This window comes from Bradyrhizobium sp. USDA 4454, from assembly GCF_054822705.1.
In genome coordinates this window covers 3,115,345-3,129,691 of the sequence record NZ_JBTRCN010000001.1, presented here as the reverse complement: position 1 = coordinate 3,129,691, position 14,347 = coordinate 3,115,345, and the positions used below count along the sequence as shown (strand labels likewise).

Annotated in this window: 15 protein-coding genes; 2 read left to right on the top strand and 13 right to left on the bottom strand. The window is 65.3% G+C overall.

Annotation, left to right across the window (positions count from 1 at the left end):
* Window positions 1-31 precede the first annotated feature (31 nt).
* The 4 genes from ACVIW0_RS14360 to ACVIW0_RS14345 form a co-directional block, all read right to left on the bottom strand.
* A complete protein-coding gene (locus tag ACVIW0_RS14360; RefSeq protein WP_461352929.1) occupies window positions 32-1,534 on the bottom strand; it encodes a glycosyltransferase family 39 protein in 1,503 nt (500 codons plus the stop codon).
* Between the two features lie 7 nt (window positions 1,535-1,541).
* Window positions 1,542-2,675 (bottom strand): glycosyltransferase, encoded by a 1,134-nt coding sequence (locus ACVIW0_RS14355; protein WP_461352928.1) that lies wholly within the window; start codon window positions 2,673-2,675, stop codon window positions 1,542-1,544.
* A gap of 255 nt (window positions 2,676-2,930) precedes the next feature.
* Window positions 2,931-3,140 carry a hypothetical protein gene (locus ACVIW0_RS14350; protein WP_461352927.1) on the bottom strand — a complete coding sequence of 70 codons (210 nt, stop codon included), beginning with the start codon at window positions 3,138-3,140 and terminating at the stop codon, window positions 2,931-2,933.
* Between the two features lie 67 nt (window positions 3,141-3,207).
* Complete coding sequence (locus ACVIW0_RS14345) at window positions 3,208-3,579, bottom strand: hypothetical protein (protein WP_461352926.1); 372 nt, start codon at window positions 3,577-3,579, stop codon at window positions 3,208-3,210.
* 135 nt (window positions 3,580-3,714) lie between these two features.
* On the opposite strand from ACVIW0_RS14345, the gene ACVIW0_RS14340 reads away from it, so the two are divergent.
* Together ACVIW0_RS14340 and ACVIW0_RS14335 are read left to right on the top strand one after the other, a co-directional pair.
* Window positions 3,715-4,578 (top strand): DUF72 domain-containing protein, encoded by an 864-nt coding sequence (locus tag ACVIW0_RS14340; protein ID WP_461352925.1) that lies wholly within the window; start codon window positions 3,715-3,717, stop codon window positions 4,576-4,578.
* An 11-nt stretch (window positions 4,579-4,589) separates the two neighbouring features.
* Window positions 4,590-5,051, top strand: a complete 462-nt coding sequence (locus tag ACVIW0_RS14335; RefSeq protein ID WP_461352924.1) for a DUF488 domain-containing protein — start codon at window positions 4,590-4,592, stop codon at window positions 5,049-5,051.
* Window positions 5,052-5,132: 81 nt separating this feature from the next.
* Here the strand turns inward: ACVIW0_RS14335 and ACVIW0_RS14330 are convergent, their stop codons facing one another.
* The 9 genes from ACVIW0_RS14330 to ACVIW0_RS14290 form a co-directional block, all read right to left on the bottom strand.
* Complete coding sequence (locus ACVIW0_RS14330) at window positions 5,133-5,543, bottom strand: MarR family winged helix-turn-helix transcriptional regulator (protein ID WP_461352923.1); 411 nt, start codon at window positions 5,541-5,543, stop codon at window positions 5,133-5,135.
* Between the two features lie 132 nt (window positions 5,544-5,675).
* Window positions 5,676-6,389 (bottom strand): SDR family oxidoreductase, encoded by a 714-nt coding sequence (locus tag ACVIW0_RS14325; RefSeq protein ID WP_461352922.1) that lies wholly within the window; start codon window positions 6,387-6,389, stop codon window positions 5,676-5,678.
* Between the two features lie 65 nt (window positions 6,390-6,454).
* On the bottom strand, window positions 6,455-7,336 hold the full coding sequence (locus ACVIW0_RS14320) for an NmrA family NAD(P)-binding protein (protein WP_461352921.1): 882 nt from the start codon (window positions 7,334-7,336) through the stop codon (window positions 6,455-6,457).
* Window positions 7,337-7,692: 356 nt separating this feature from the next.
* Window positions 7,693-8,610 carry a PhzF family phenazine biosynthesis protein gene (locus ACVIW0_RS14315; RefSeq protein WP_461352920.1) on the bottom strand — a complete coding sequence of 306 codons (918 nt, stop codon included), beginning with the start codon at window positions 8,608-8,610 and terminating at the stop codon, window positions 7,693-7,695.
* A 139-nt stretch (window positions 8,611-8,749) separates the two neighbouring features.
* Complete coding sequence (locus ACVIW0_RS14310) at window positions 8,750-9,649, bottom strand: amidohydrolase family protein (protein WP_461352919.1); 900 nt, start codon at window positions 9,647-9,649, stop codon at window positions 8,750-8,752.
* Window positions 9,650-9,664: 15 nt separating this feature from the next.
* On the bottom strand, window positions 9,665-10,909 hold the full coding sequence (locus ACVIW0_RS14305) for an MFS transporter (RefSeq protein WP_461352918.1): 1,245 nt from the start codon (window positions 10,907-10,909) through the stop codon (window positions 9,665-9,667).
* Window positions 10,910-10,955: 46 nt separating this feature from the next.
* The gene (locus ACVIW0_RS14300) at window positions 10,956-11,684 is read right to left on the bottom strand and encodes a GntR family transcriptional regulator (RefSeq protein WP_461352917.1); all 729 of its coding nucleotides are present in this window, start codon (window positions 11,682-11,684) and stop codon (window positions 10,956-10,958) included.
* Window positions 11,685-11,755: 71 nt separating this feature from the next.
* On the bottom strand, window positions 11,756-13,069 hold the full coding sequence (locus ACVIW0_RS14295; protein ID WP_461352916.1) for an adenylate/guanylate cyclase domain-containing protein: 1,314 nt from the start codon (window positions 13,067-13,069) through the stop codon (window positions 11,756-11,758).
* A gap of 109 nt (window positions 13,070-13,178) precedes the next feature.
* Window positions 13,179-14,342 (bottom strand): ABC transporter permease, encoded by a 1,164-nt coding sequence (locus ACVIW0_RS14290; protein WP_461352915.1) that lies wholly within the window; start codon window positions 14,340-14,342, stop codon window positions 13,179-13,181.
* Window positions 14,343-14,347 lie beyond the last annotated feature (5 nt).

Sequence of the window (14,347 nt, the reverse complement as noted above, 5' to 3'; positions counted from 1 at the left end):
CCGGACGATCCGACACTCGACGGCGACGATCTTATTGCAGTTCCGGCGGCGGCGAACGGTCAAACACCTCGCCCTTGGCACCTTCAAGCAGATCAAGCACGTAGGTCTCGACAACCAACGGCCCGCGCATGCGCTTGGCCTCGCCCACCGTCTCGACATGGACGAAATTGTCGCGCACCGAAGCCGGCATCGCCTGATCGACCTCATGCACATACAATAGCTTGCCCGACAGCTGCGCCGGGCTCGGCTCCGGCATGTTGATCCAGCGAATGCGCTGGCCCTGCTGGGCGACGCAGCTGCCCTTGGGCAGATAGAAGGCCAGCCAGCCGGTGGTGCCGTAGTCCGGCGCCAGCACGCAACTCGCGCCGGTCCGCACACGCGCCGCCTCGATCGCGCTGGCAAGTTCCTGCCAGCCGACACCGACGCTGCGCACGGTGGCGTCGCGGCGGTAGCCCGAGAGCAAGCCGGTGTTGGCCTGCACGATCAGCAGCACGAACAGCACGACGCCTGACGGCGCGGCCCAGCGCCGGCAGAAATCGATCGTGCGTTGCTCGCGCGGCGCCCATTGCACCTGGATCGCTGCGACCGCGGCCGCCACGGCAAAGGCCGGATAGACCGGCGCGAACCAGTTGGCCTCGACCCGCGCATGCAGCGCGTGCCAGGTGAAGTAGACCACGATGGTCCAGAACATCGTGTTGACCAGCACGCGCGCAGGCATCGCGCCGGCGCGGCGCCGTGAGAGCGCATAAAGGCCCATCACGCCCAGGATGAAGACGAGCGGCGTCGCGAACGCAAACTGAGTCGGGATCAGCTCGGCGATGTAGGTCGGCCGGAAATCCTCGATCCGGGCGCGGCCCATCTGCTTGATGAACGACACCCATTGGTGGTCGGCATTCCAGAGGATGACCGGCGCGAACAGGCCGGCGGCAACCAGGCCGCCGAGATAGAGCCAAGGCGAGAGCAACCAGCGCCGCAGCTTCGGCACCATCACCAGCCAGATCAGGATCGCCGGGCCGAAGAACAGCGCGGTGTATTTCGACAGCAGCGCCGCGCCGGCACTGGCGCCGACCGCAAGCCACCAGCCGCCGCGGCCGCTCTCCAGCACCTTGGCGAGCGCATACAGCAGGAAGCTCGCCGCGACCAGCAGCGGCGCATCCGGCGTCACGATCAGCGTTCCGACCGCGGCCATCAGCGTGACATTGAGCAGGATGGTCGCACGCGCGGCGACGCGCTGGCCGCCGAACAGGATCTCCGCCGCCCGGTAGATCGCCCAGCTCATCGGCAGCGCGAGCAGGATCGACACCAGCCGCACGCCGAACGGCGTGTCGCCCGCGATCATGGTGCCGAGCCGGATCACCACGGCGACCATCGGCGGATGGTCGTAATAGCCGCCGGCGAGCGACTTCGACCACATCCAGTAATAGGCTTCGTCGAAGGTCAGCGGCGTCCATGCGGCAGCGGCCAGCCGCAGCGCGACCAGCGCGCACACCGCAAGCGCGGTGTTCCGGGCCAGCCGCGCCTCGTTCGCGTTCATGCCACCGTCATCGCTTGCGCCAGACGAACAGCCCGGACATCGCGTAGTTCCAGACCACGCCCATCAGCGCGCCGGCGGCACCCGCAAGCCACCAGATCGGCTCCTGGTCGTAGACCGAGAACGCGACGCCGACATTGGCAAGCAAGCCGACGCTGCACACCAGGTAGAACAGCAAGAGGCCGCGCAGGATGCCAAAACCCTCCAGTCGCTGGTCGCGGTAGGTCAGGAAATTGTTGAGGATGAAGTTGCTGGTCATGGCGACGATCGCGCCGGCGGCCTGGGCCTCCGGGAACGGCGCCTTGAACAGCTCCAGCGCGATGAACAGCACCATCAGATGCACCAGCAGGCCGAACCCGCCGACCGCCGCGAACAGGATGAAGCGCAGCGAGATCAGGTCGTGGGTCAGCTTCGCCAGCACCAGGCCGAGGAAGTCGAGCGCGACCATGGAGTCGAGCTTGCTCTCGCCATGCTGGCGGGCACCGAAGGTGTAGGGAATTTCCACCGCGCGCAGCTTGCCCTGCGCGGTCGCCACCACGTCGAGCAGGATCTTGAAGCCCTGGGTCGAGAGCTGCGGCGCAAGCTGCTCGAAGCGGTCGCGGCGGATCATGAAGAAGCCGCTCATCGGATCGGCGATCTCGACCTTCAGCGTGCGGCGCGCGATCTCGGTCGCGAACGCGCTGGCGCCGGCGCGCTGCTTGTTGAAGCCGTCGGCCTTGTAGCCCTCGATGTAGCGGCTGCCGACCACGAGCTCGGCTTCGCCGCTCTGCAGCAACGCCACCATCCTCGGCAGCTGGGTCTCGTCATGTTGCAGATCGGCGTCCATGACCGCCGCATAGGGCGCGCTCGAGGCCAGGATGCCCTCGATGCAGGCGCCCGACAGGCCGCGCCGGCCGACCCGGCGGATGCAGCGCACGCGGGAATCCTTGCGCGCCAGCGCGCGCACCACGTCCCAAGTTCCGTCGGGCGAATTGTCGTCGACGAAGATGACTTCCCAGGGCACGTCCTTCAGGATCGCGTCAAGCCGGCGGTACAGCACCGTGACATTGTCGCGTTCGTTGAAGGTCGGGACGACCACCGAAAGCTGCGGCAGACTTGCTGCCTGCGCGGAGGTTTCGGGGCCCGGCTTGATGGCTTGATTCATGGCGCCAGCGTATAGCCGCAGCCTCTCCCGCTGCCAAGGCAGAGCGGCCCAAACGCGGTCCTGGAAGGCGGGAAAACGGGGCAAAATAACCCCGAAAATGCCAACGACCACGAACAAGGGGCGCGCGTACATCCGGCGCAGCCGACATTGTCGTGGTCGTCCCAGCGCCGGAGCCCTTAAAGCTGCAACGTCGCCGTTATGAGCAAGATAGGAAGCCCCTATGCGCTTTGCAAGGGGCGCGAGGGCGTCTTGGCGCTAGTTGTTCGGGACTTCCCGGATCACCGGGCCGCGTGGCGCCGCGGCCGCCGGCGCGGCCGAAGCGGCAGGAGCCGCCTGCGGCTGCGCCGCGGCAGGCGGGGCCGGGTTGCGGAGCTGGCTCGGCGACGGCCCATAGATGAACGCCGCCGCCAGCGCGATGGCCGCGACCACTGCACCCAACAAGCCTGCCGTCGATTGTGAGCGCATGCCGATCATCCCCTCGCCTGCGCGGATTGATATCAAAAATCGGCCGGCCGCAACAGGATTCGGGAACCTATTTCGCCGCGGCCTTGCGCCGGGTGAAGGCGGTGACGATGTCCTTCTGCGCCAGCTCGATCGCGCGGTTGGCGGTGGTCAGGTTGGCGTCGGCATCCTGTTTCGGAAATTGCAGCGACAGGAAGTCGATCAACGACACCCGGAAATTCTGCCGCTCCGAGGGACAGACATTGGCGATCAGCGACGAGAACTCCTGATCAGACATCGCCTTGTTGCTGTCGCGGGGATATTCGCGGGCGAGGCAATTCCAGTAAGCGTCGCGGCCGGTGATCGCGAGCTTGTGCGCATCGTCGACCTCATCGGCCATTGCAGCCGACGATATGGCAGCCGAGGACGTCATCAAGAGGGTGGCCGCAACCAGCATGCGCATTGTTGTTCTCCCGTTCTTCGGCATCCTAGCCAACACGGGCGACCACGATAAGCACCGCCGCGGATATCTGGCAAACTGGCCAATCACGATTATTTTGACTAGTCTCGCCCTTCCCTCCTCACGATGAGTGCAGTCGTGGCCAAAGCTCCCACCAAGGCGACCAAGACAGACACCAAGACTACAGACACCAAGACGACCAGGACGGACGCCGGCAACATCTATATCGGCGTCGGCGGCTGGACCTTCGAGCCGTGGCGCGGGGTGTTCTATCCGGAGAAGCTTGCGCAGGCGAAGGAGCTGTCCTACGCCGCCTCCAAGCTGACCTCGATCGAGATCAACGGCACCTATTACGGCTCGCAGAAGCCGGAGAGCTTCCGCAAATGGGCCAGCGAAGTGCCCGACGGATTCATCTTCTCGCTGAAGGGACCACGCTTCGCCACCAACCGCCGCGTGCTCGCCGAGGCCGGCGATTCGGTGAAGCGGTTCTATGATTCCGGCGTGCTGGAATTGAAGGACCGGCTCGGCCCGGTGCTCTGGCAGTTCGCGCCGACCAAGAAATTCGACGGCGCCGATTTCGGCAAGTTCCTCGAGCTCTTGCCGCGCAAGCTCGACGGCCGCGCACTGCGCCATGTGGTCGAGGTGCGCCACGACAGTTTCAAGGTACCCGAATTCATCGCGCTCATTCGTGAGCACGAGGTGCCGGTGGTGTTTGCCGAACACGGCAAATATCCGGCGATTGCCGACGTCGCCAGCGACTTCGTTTATGCCCGGCTGCAGAAGGGCAATGACGAATTGAAGACCTGCTATCCGCCGAAGCAGCTCGACGCCTGGGCCAAGCGGTTCCAGGCCTGGGCCGACGGCGGCGAGCCGGACGATCTGCCGAAGGTCGACAAATCAGCGCCGAAGAAGACGCCGCGCGACGTGTTCGCCTACGTGATCCACGAGGGCAAGGTGCGTGCGCCCGCCGGCGCGATGGAACTGATCGAACGGGTGAAGTGAAGGCTTTGGCGATGGCGAAGGCGAAAAAGCTGTTCACCATCGGCTACGAGCAGACGCCGTCGAAGGCCGTGCTCGACGAGCTCGAGCAAGCCGGCGTCAAGCTGCTGGTCGACGTCCGCGCCGTCGCCTCCTCGCGCCGTCCCGGCTTCTCCAAGACCCAGCTCGCCGCAGGCCTCGACGAGCGCGGCATCGGCTACGTCCATCTGCGCGGCCTCGGCACGCCGAAGAGCGGCCGCGAGGCGGCGCGCAGCGGACACTATGCGCTGCTGCACAAGATCTATTCGGCGCACCTCAAGACGGCGCAGGCCAGGGAAGAACTCGACGAGCTGTCGGCGCTGGTGAAGAAATCCGGCCCGGTCTGCATCCTCTGCTACGAGCGTGACCACGAACACTGCCACCGCCGCTGGATCGCCGAGATCATCGAGGAGCGCGACGGCGTCAAGATCGAGAACCTGGCCGCGCCGCAGGTTTAGGGCGTGTACTCGTGAAGGCGTAGACGCCGGCTTGTGACGGCCACGCATCGCGGCCGGGCGCTGGCGATCGGATCGCGGCGCTCAGTCCTCGGATGAGCCCGGCTTGATGTCGCCGACGACCATGTCGCGCATGGCCCGTCGCAACACGGCGACATTTTTCGCCCCGTTCAGCTGTTCGAACTCTCGCTGGGCACGTTGCCAATGCGGAGCGGCCTTGTCGTGAAGACGGCGGCCGGCATCGGTCAGCTCGATGAGGCGGCTCCGCCCGTCGGTGGGCGACGGCCGGATCCGAACGAGGCCGTCACGTTCCAGGAAACCGACCATCTTGCCCATGGCGGTCCGCTCGATGTCGAGCTGCTCGGCGAGCGCGTTGACGGCGGCGCTGCCGAGTTCGTTTAGCGCTGCAAGGGTGAGGAACTGCGTGATGCGCAGCCCAACCGGTTCGAGGTGGGCGTCATAGAACCGCGACATCTGCCGGTTGGCCTTCCTCATGGCGAAGCAGTTGCATTGATCGATTCCCAGAGGCCTGTTCACCGGCAACACTCCTTGTCGTTCTCGTTTTCTAGCGCCCGCGCCGTGAATATAGGCGCGACGCGGACGCGGCGATATTCTCAAAACCCTTTCTCAAAACCCTTGCGGCGGCGTGATGTAGCCGGGCTCCTCGGCCGCAAGCGTGCTCTTGAGCACCACCGTTCCCTTGTCGGCCATCACCTCGCTCTTGCCGGCGACGAGGGCGTCGTAGGTCTGGCGCACCACGTCCTCGGGGCTCGCCTTCGGGACGTCAATTCCGTTGGTCAGGTCGGTGTCCACGAACCCGACATGCAGGCCGAGAACCTGAACGCCGCGTTCGCGCAGATGAAAGCGGAGCTGGTTGGTGTAGCTCCAGGCCGCTGCCTTGGATGCGGCATAGGGCGCCAGAATCGGCCGTGGCAGCCACACGATGTCGGAGAGCACGTTGATGATGGCGGCGTTCGGCTTCGTCGACAAGACCGGTTCGAAGGCCTGCGTGACGCGCACGACGCCGTAATAGTTGGTGTCGAACATGCGGGCCGATTGCGCCGCGACGTCGGCCGACAGAGGCCCGTCGATCAGGGCGGCGATGCCGGCGTTGTTGACCAGTATCGTCGTATCGGCCGCCAACGCAGCGGCAGCTGCGATCGATGCCGGGTCGGTGACGTCGATCTTCACGGGGATGATGCCGGGCTCATTGAATCCATCGGTCTTGCGCATGCCCGCATAGACCTTAGCGGCTCCGCGGCTACGTGCCTCGCGCGCAAAGGCGAGACCCAGGCCGCGATTGGCACCAGTGATGAAGACGATTGCATTCTTGATGTCCATGACACTCTACCTTTCCAGATTTGGATGCCGGTACGGCTCATTCGCGCTGCTGGCCCGTTTTCAACTCAGGCGAACACGGCGCGGTTCTGCGCGATGAACTGGCGGACCGTGAGGGGCGGTGTTCCCGTGATCTTCTCGACAGCATCGTTGGTGCCCGAGAAGATGCCGTCGCGATAATTCTGGGCGACTTCGACCAGGTGCTGCACCAGGAACGGAGGAAACTTGTAGAGCTTTTCCATCTTCTCCTTGAACACCGCGAGCGACGTCGGCGCGTATTCGATCTTGCTGCCGAGCACCTCGCTCATCTCGGCGGCGATCTCGGCGTGGTTCATCTCCACCGGTCCGTGCAGCGGATAAATCTTGCCTTCGTGGCCTCTCGGCTTGGCTAGGAGGTGGGCGATGACACGGCCCTGGTCGTCGCTGGCGATCGGCGCGTGGCGGCCGTTCTCAAACGGAAATTCGATCTTCTTCTTTGCCCAGATCTCCTTGCCGAAATGCGGGTAGACCAGCCAATCGGCAAAGAACGTCGGGCGCAGATGCGTCGTCGCCACACCCGACCAGTCGAACACGCGCTCCGAAACCCAGTGGTCCTGCGCCGCATGACTTGCCGATTCCCGGCGTGCCGAAATCTGCGACATATTGACGATCGCGGTGACGCCGGCCTCCTTCGCGGCCTGTGCGAAATAGGCGGCCGCCCCGATGATTCCCGGCGCGATCGGATGGAGAAAATATGCGGACTGGATGCCTTCCATGGCCGCGCGAATGGCGTCGACGTCGGTGAAATCGCCGACGGCGATGTCGACTCCACGCTGCTTCCGAGCCGCGGCCCGCTCACCGTCGGAGCGCACGTAAGCGCGCACCGCCTTGCCCATCTTGAGCAGTTCGTCGATGGCAGCACCTCCGGTTCGTCCGGTCGCCCCGCTGACCAGAATAGTCGCTTCGCTCATGGCAACGCTCCCTTGATATCAGAGCATATGCTCCCATAAGAACCAAAATAGGTGCATATGCTCTTAAGTCAACGCGTTTATTTCCGTACCGGGCATGAGCCATTCACATCGCCGTGTGGTCGACAGGCGGGTGCCGGCATCAATGACGGCTCTGCCGGGAGAGCTGTCGGAGATCAGAGCAATGTCGTCGATTGGCTCGCGCGTTCGAGAAACGGGCTCCGCTCGGGGCCACCAAGGTCAAGAAAACGGCAGGCCGTCGACATGTCGGCGCATGGCCGTTCTCCGGCCTCGTGCAATGCCCGCGCCTTCACCGCTGTCGGGGGATAAGGGGAGTCGCGGACGATAAGGGACACGCCCTAGCTCTCCGCGCCCCGCAGGTTCAAGGTCCCCTGCATCATCTGCACGCAGCCGCCGCCGACATGCACTGCGGTGATGGCGCCGGTCTGCTTGCGCACCCGCGTCAGCAGCAGGCTCGGCCGGCCCATGTCGACGCCTTGTCCGATCCGCAGCCGCAACTCGCCATCGCGCGCGGGATCGATGTCGGCGAGCAGCGCCGCGCAAGCCGCGGTCGCGCTGCCGGTCGCGGGGTCTTCGGAGAGGCCGCTGGCGCCCGGATGGAACATGCGCGCCTGCAGGTCGAGCGGCTGCTCACTTGCCGGAATGTCACGGGTGTAGAAATAGACGACGTCGCGGCCGATCTCGGCGAGCACTCTGGCGAACGCCGCGGCATCGGGCCGCGCGCGCTTGACCGCCTCGCGCGAGGCGATCTCCACCACCAGGAATGGCAGGCCGACCGAGACCACCTGCGGCAGATGCCGATCGGTTGTCACGTCATCCGCCGACAGCGATAGGCACGCGGCGGCAGCGGCGGCGCTCACTTCGGTGGTTCGCTGCAGCGGCTGCGGCGCCGTCAACTCGGCACCGACAACCCTGCCGCCGTCCGACAGGATCTTGACCGGCACGAGGCCCGCCTTCTCCTCGAACCTCAGCTGCGCCGGCGGCTTCGCCGCCCGGCTCGCCAGCACGAAGGCGGTGCCGACATTGGGATGGCCGGCGAACGGAATTTCCGAGCGCACCGTGAAGATGCGCACCTGGGCGTCGTTGGCCTGGTCCTGCGGCGGCAGCACGAAGGTGGTCTCGGAATAGTTGAACTCGGTCGCGATCGCCTGCATCTCTTCAGCCGACAGGCCCTCGGCGTCCAGCACCACGGCGAGCGGGTTGCCGCCGAAGGCGCGGTCGGTGAAAACGTCGACAGTGATATAGCGCCGCTGCATCTTGCGTGTCCTTGTGCTCCGGTCGTCGCGACCGATGGCGTCATCGTAGCACGGCTGCGATGACGCCATTCAGAGCACTCGGTACAATCGCCCGCTCTCACGTTTCGGAAAACCGCTTCGCACTTTTCCGGATCATGCTCTAGAAGCGAAACAATTCACGCGGCGCCGCGAGCACGCCGGCGCGCTCATCGGCATCGGTGACGAGCTCGTCGAGGAATTTGCGGTTCTTCGCGTAGTTCTGCGTCGCCTCGAATTGCGTGTGCGGCCAATCGCTGCCCCACAACAGCCGATCGATGCCATAGGCCTTGCGCAGCAACGGATAGGCCTGCTTCGCGAACGCCTCGCCGGCCCCGCCGTTGCGGTACGGCGCCGAGATCTTGACCCAGATATTGCGCGTCGCGCCGAGCTTGAGCACCGACTGGAATCCGGGGTCGTCGATGCCGAGCTTCGGATCGGGTAAGGCGAAGTGATCGAACACGACCTTGACGCCCTGGTCGAGCAGCTTTGGCGCAAGCGCCGCAAGATCACTGGCGTTGCGCTGGATCTCGACCTGCCAGTCGAGCGTCCTGATCTCTCCCAGCAGCGCCGTCCACTCCGATGATGTCAGATCGGGTAGCGTCTGGCCGACCAGATTGAGCCGGATGCCGGCGACGCCGGCACGGTCGAGCTCACGAAGCTCTTCCGCCGGAACCGTGGGATCGACCACGGCGATGCCGCGCAGCCGGCCATTGGTCGCCTTGAGGCTTTCGACCAGATAGGAATTGTCGGTGCCGAGAAAACTCGGCTGCACCAGCACGCCGTTGGTGATGCCGTTCTGGTCGAGCTGCTGCAGATAGAGCGCGAGCGGCGCGTCGTAGTCGGGCGCATAGCGTCGGCCCGGTGCGAGCTTCAGCCCGCGATGGAAAACGTGGGCGTGGGTATCGATCGCCAATTTCGGCATCTCAGCCTTCACCCTGCTCGCCAATCCGCCCGCCGACAGCGCGGCAGCCATTCCCGCGGCAAACCGGCGCCGCGTCAACCGATGTTGGTCCGATGTCATGATCATTCCTCATCATCACGCGCGTGTGGCAGCGGCCTGCTCGAAAACCTTGCCGCGGGTTTCCGGCAGCATCAGCACGGCGAGCAGCACCAGCGAATAGGCGAACGCCGCGTCGATCCCGATCGCGGCGCCAAGGCCGATGTGATCGCTGAGATAGCCGACCAGGAAGGGAAACGCCGCGGAGACGATGCGGCCGAAATTGTAGCAGAAGCCGACGCCGGTGCCGCGGACGCCGGCCGGATAGAGCTCGCTGAACAGCGCCGCCATGCTGGCCGGAATGCCGGCCGAGAAGAAGCCGAGCGGAAAGCCGAGCACCAGCATCTGCGAGTTGGAGAGCGGCGCGAAGATGTAGACCAGCACGGTCACGACGCAGGCGGCGGCGAACAGCGTCACATTGGCGCGCCGTCCGATCCGGTCGCTGATGATGCCTGACACCACGCAGCCGCAGAAGAACGCGACGATGATCACGGCGAGATAGGCGCTGGAGCCGAGCACCGAGAGATGCCGCACTTCGCGCAGGTACGTCGGCAGGAATGTCGTCAGCGCCGCATAGCCGCCATGGGCGCCGATCCCGAACAGGCCGCCGATCAAGGTCGAGCGCAGCACGTCGCGGTGAAAGATTCCGGCGAGCGTGGCGAAAAATGGCGGCTCGGCCTCGCGCGGCGCGGTGCGCGGCGGCTCCTTCAATCCGCGGCGGATGTAGAGAATGAGCAGCGCCGGGATCAGGCCGACCGCGAACAGGACGCGCCAGGCGATATCGGCCGGCGCATAGGTGAAGACCAGCGCCGAGAGCAGCACCGCCGCGCCCCAGCCGACCGCCCACGCGCTCTGCACGGCACCAAGGGCCTTGCCGCGATGCTCGGCGCGGATGATCTCGGCCATCAGCACCGCGCCGCAGGCCCATTCGGCGCCGAAGCCGACACCTTGAATGGCCTTCAGCACCACGAGCTGGGTGTAGTTCATCGCGAAGGCCGAGGCGAAGGTCGCCAGTGCAAAGGTCGCGACCGTGATCTGCAGCGCCTTCACCCGCCCGAAGCGATCGCCGAGCGCGCCGCCGAGCCAGCCGCCGAATGCGCCGAAGAACAGCGTGACCGAGCCGAGCAGCCCGGCATCGGCCTTGCTGATGGCGAATGCGGTGATCAGCGCCGGAATGGCGAGGCTGAACATCTGGACGTCGAGCGCATCCAGCCCCCAGCCGCCAAAGCTTGCCCAGAAGGTGCGTCGCTCGAGCGGCGAGCATTCGCTGTACCAGTTTGCCATCGTTCCTCCCTGAAATGTCTTGTGTTGTTTTAATTGATCGCCGCGGTCATCTGATCTCGGCGTGGTAGCGGAAGCGATCCGCCGGCCCGCGCGAGCGGCGCCATTCGATCGGCCGCCGCTCGAGATCGAACGCAAGACGCTCGATCACGATCAGCGGCGCGTTGGCTTCGAGCCGCAGCAGGCGCGATTGCATCCCGGTCGCGATCTCGACGGTGAGGATTTCATCGGCCGAGACCACGACCTGGCCGCAGCGATCCTCGTAGAGCGGATACAGCAGGTCGCCGAACTCGGCGGTCGCGAGCGCGAGGATCGCCTCGAAGCGCGATCGCTGTAGCCAGATCTCCTCCGCGAGCAGCGGCACGTCGTCGATTAGCCGCAGACGCGACAGGCTGATGACGGGCTCGCCGACACCGATGCGCAGCGCTGACGCCACGGCGGTGGTCGCCGGCATCGCCTTGCGGCGCAGGATGCGGCTCTGCGGCACGCGGCGCTCGCCGCTCTCGGACTGGAAGCGGAAGAAGCGGAACAATGAGGAGTTGAACCGGGCGCGGCGCACGAAGGTGCCGCGGCCTTGCTGGCGCTCCAGCACGCCGTCGCTCACGAGCTGATCGATTGCCTTGCGCACGGTGCCGATCGCGACGCCGTAATGCGCACCGAGCTCGGCCTCGGAGGGAATCGGGTCCCCGGGATGCCATTCATTGCGATTGATGCGCGCCGCGAGATCGTCGCGGAGACGCTGGTAACGCGGCAGGCGGTCGTCGAGGGCAGTATTCATATAGTCATCTATATGAGTATAGGACTTCGCGTCAATCGCTACCTAAATACCTTAATCCATCGGACGGTGGCCTACCCCAATTGCCAGACCGGCACCGGGTGCTCGTAACCCCGCACCGGGATCTCGCCGCGCGAGACGGCGTCGGTGCAGTCGTCGCCGAGTGCCTCGCGCACCGCGGACGAGATCAGGAATTGCGAGCCGAGCTCCTTGTTGAGCGCCTCGAGCCGGGCGGCGAAGTTCACGGTGTCGCCGATCACGGTGTATTCCTTGCGCCGCGGCGAGCCGATATTGCCGGCGACGACCTCGCCGATATGGATGCCGATGCCGATCCGCAGCGGCCAGTTCGACGCCGCGTTGGTGCGCTCGTTGGCGGCCAGCATCTCGCGCGCGGCGGCAACCGCCTGATGCGCGGCGTCGCCGGTTTCGAACGGCGCGCCGAACAACGCCAGAAAGCCGTCGCCGAGAAACTTGTTCACGATGCCGCCATGGCGATCGAGGATGTCGACCAGCACGGCAAAGGCGCCATCGAGCCGATCCACCACCTCCTGCGGCGAGCGGGTGCGCGCGCCCGCGGTGAAGCTGCGGAAATCGACGAACATCACGGCGACGCGGCGGACGTCGCTCGCGGTCGAAGCGCCCTCCGTCATCAACCGCTCGACCACCTGTGGCGAGACGTGCTGACCGAACAGGTTGGTGATGCGGTCGCGCGCCGTGCCGGCGGCGATGCTGGCCTCGAACTGGCGGCGCAGCTGCATGCCGACCGCGCCGGCCAGCACGCCGCAGATCAGGATGATCGTGCTGCGCGCGGCGTGATAATAGATGCCGGGATCGCCATCGCCTGCACCGCTCGCATGGAAGAGCACCGCCATGTAGAACAGCTCTGCCGCCGCGACGAAGCCAGTGAAGGTCGAGAGCCAGAAATCGAGCCGCAGCGTCGACAGGATGATGAAGACGAAATAGATCAGCGGCGCCACGAAGCCGAGCGCCTCCTGCCGGCCCATGCTGTTCATGTGCAACGCCAGCACGACGGTCGGCAGCGACGTCTCCACCAGCACGCCGACATAGCGCCGGATCACCGGCAGGTCGCGCCCCTTGCGCATGTGCCAGCGGATCGCCCCGTGCACCCATGCTTCAAAGACGACGAGCGGCACGACGACGTAGAACACGTAGATGGGACTGAGATTGCCGTGCCAGACCCGGCTCACCGCCTCGGGCGCGAAGAAGAACACCAGCAAACTGATCGTGGCGAGCGTCGCGGCCGTGCCGATCAGCACCTTGATGCGGAGCAGCTCGGTCGTCATCACCTCGCGCATCAAGGCGTGGTGGAAATCGGCGGAGACGGTCGTGCCGCTCCCCGCTGCGTCGTTGTGCGAGAATTCAGTCATTCCCCTACCCCGGTCATTCCGGGGCGCGAAGCGAACCCGGAATCTCGAGATTCCGGGTTCGATGCTTCGCATCGCCCCGGAATGGCGATCGATGAGATCCATACTAGCCTCAATCGAGCGTGCGGCGGAAGCGCGTCACGGCAATCGTCATGGCGACCAGCATCAGGGCGACCAGCGCGATGGTGTCGTATTGCAGGTTTTGCATCGCCGCCCCCTTCAGCATGATGGCGCGGACGATACGCACGAAATGGGTCAGCGGCAGCCCCTCGCCGATATATTGCGCCCAGACCGGCATGCCGGCGAACGGAAACATGAATCCGGACAAAAGGATGCTCGGCAGGAAGAACATCATCGAGAGCTGCATCGCCTGCAGCTGGTTCTGCACGATGGTCGAGAACGTGTAGCCGATCGACAGATTGGTGGTGATGAACAGCGTGGTCAGCAGCGCCAGCAGCACGAGGCTGCCGAGCACCGGCACGCCGAACAGCAGGATGCCGATCGCGATGATCAGCGTGGCCTGGATGAAGCCGACCAGCACATAGGGGATGATCTTGCCGAACATCACCTCGACCGGCTTGATCGGCATCGACAGCAGGCTCTCCATGGTGCCGCGCTCGATCTCGCGCGTGACCGACAGCGCGGTGAAGATCAGCATGGTCATGGTCAGGATGGTCCCGACCAGGCCGGGCACGATGTTGAGGCGCGAGTCCGCCGCCGGATTATAGCGGGCATGGGCGCGGATCTCGAACGGCATGTCGGGAGGATCGCCGATATGCAGGTCGTGCGCCAGCGCGGTCTGCACCAGCGGCCCGAGCGTGCCGAGCGCAGTGCCGGAGGCCACCGGATCGGTCGCATCGGCCGCGACCAGTAGCGCCGGCCGGTCGCCGCGCCGCACCGCGCGCTCGAAGCCGCGCGGGATCTCGACGCCGAACAGCACCTTGCCGGATTGCAGGAGCTCGTCGAACGCCTCGACGGTGTGGACCTCGCGGACGAAATGGAAATAGGCGGTGTTCTCCATCGCCTTCAGGATCGAACGGCCGAGATCGGTGTCCTCCTGGGTCAGCACCGCGGTCGGCAAATTGCGCGGCGTGGTGTTGATGGCGTAGCCGAACAGCGTGAGCTGCATCACTGGCAGCATGATGATCATGGCGAAGGAGACGCGGTCGCGGCGGAGCTGGATGAATTCCTTGACCAGCATCGCATAGCTGCGCCGCCAGAAGCCGAATGCTGGCTCCCTCGCATCACCGTTCCGGATCGTGTCCGTTGCGCTCATTGGAA

Coding starts and splice junctions, on each gene's coding strand:
- ACVIW0_RS14350 (WP_461352927.1), bottom strand. CDS start 3,140: ATGCGCTCACAATCGACGGCAGGCTTGTTGGGTGCAGTGGTCGCGGCC.
- ACVIW0_RS14300 (WP_461352917.1), bottom strand. CDS start 11,684: ATGAATACTGCCCTCGACGACCGCCTGCCGCGTTACCAGCGTCTCCGC.
- ACVIW0_RS14345 (WP_461352926.1), bottom strand. CDS start 3,579: ATGCGCATGCTGGTTGCGGCCACCCTCTTGATGACGTCCTCGGCTGCC.
- ACVIW0_RS14355 (WP_461352928.1), bottom strand. CDS start 2,675: ATGAATCAAGCCATCAAGCCGGGCCCCGAAACCTCCGCGCAGGCAGCA.
- ACVIW0_RS14295 (WP_461352916.1), bottom strand. CDS start 13,069: ATGACTGAATTCTCGCACAACGACGCAGCGGGGAGCGGCACGACCGTC.
- ACVIW0_RS14320 (WP_461352921.1), bottom strand. CDS start 7,336: ATGAGCGAAGCGACTATTCTGGTCAGCGGGGCGACCGGACGAACCGGA.
- ACVIW0_RS14290 (WP_461352915.1), bottom strand. CDS start 14,342: ATGAGCGCAACGGACACGATCCGGAACGGTGATGCGAGGGAGCCAGCA.
- ACVIW0_RS14335 (WP_461352924.1), top strand. CDS start 4,590: ATGGCGAAGGCGAAAAAGCTGTTCACCATCGGCTACGAGCAGACGCCG.
- ACVIW0_RS14360 (WP_461352929.1), bottom strand. CDS start 1,534: ATGAACGCGAACGAGGCGCGGCTGGCCCGGAACACCGCGCTTGCGGTG.
- ACVIW0_RS14310 (WP_461352919.1), bottom strand. CDS start 9,649: ATGACATCGGACCAACATCGGTTGACGCGGCGCCGGTTTGCCGCGGGA.
- ACVIW0_RS14315 (WP_461352920.1), bottom strand. CDS start 8,610: ATGCAGCGGCGCTATATCACTGTCGACGTTTTCACCGACCGCGCCTTC.
- ACVIW0_RS14325 (WP_461352922.1), bottom strand. CDS start 6,389: ATGGACATCAAGAATGCAATCGTCTTCATCACTGGTGCCAATCGCGGC.
- ACVIW0_RS14330 (WP_461352923.1), bottom strand. CDS start 5,543: ATGAGGAAGGCCAACCGGCAGATGTCGCGGTTCTATGACGCCCACCTC.
- ACVIW0_RS14305 (WP_461352918.1), bottom strand. CDS start 10,909: ATGGCAAACTGGTACAGCGAATGCTCGCCGCTCGAGCGACGCACCTTC.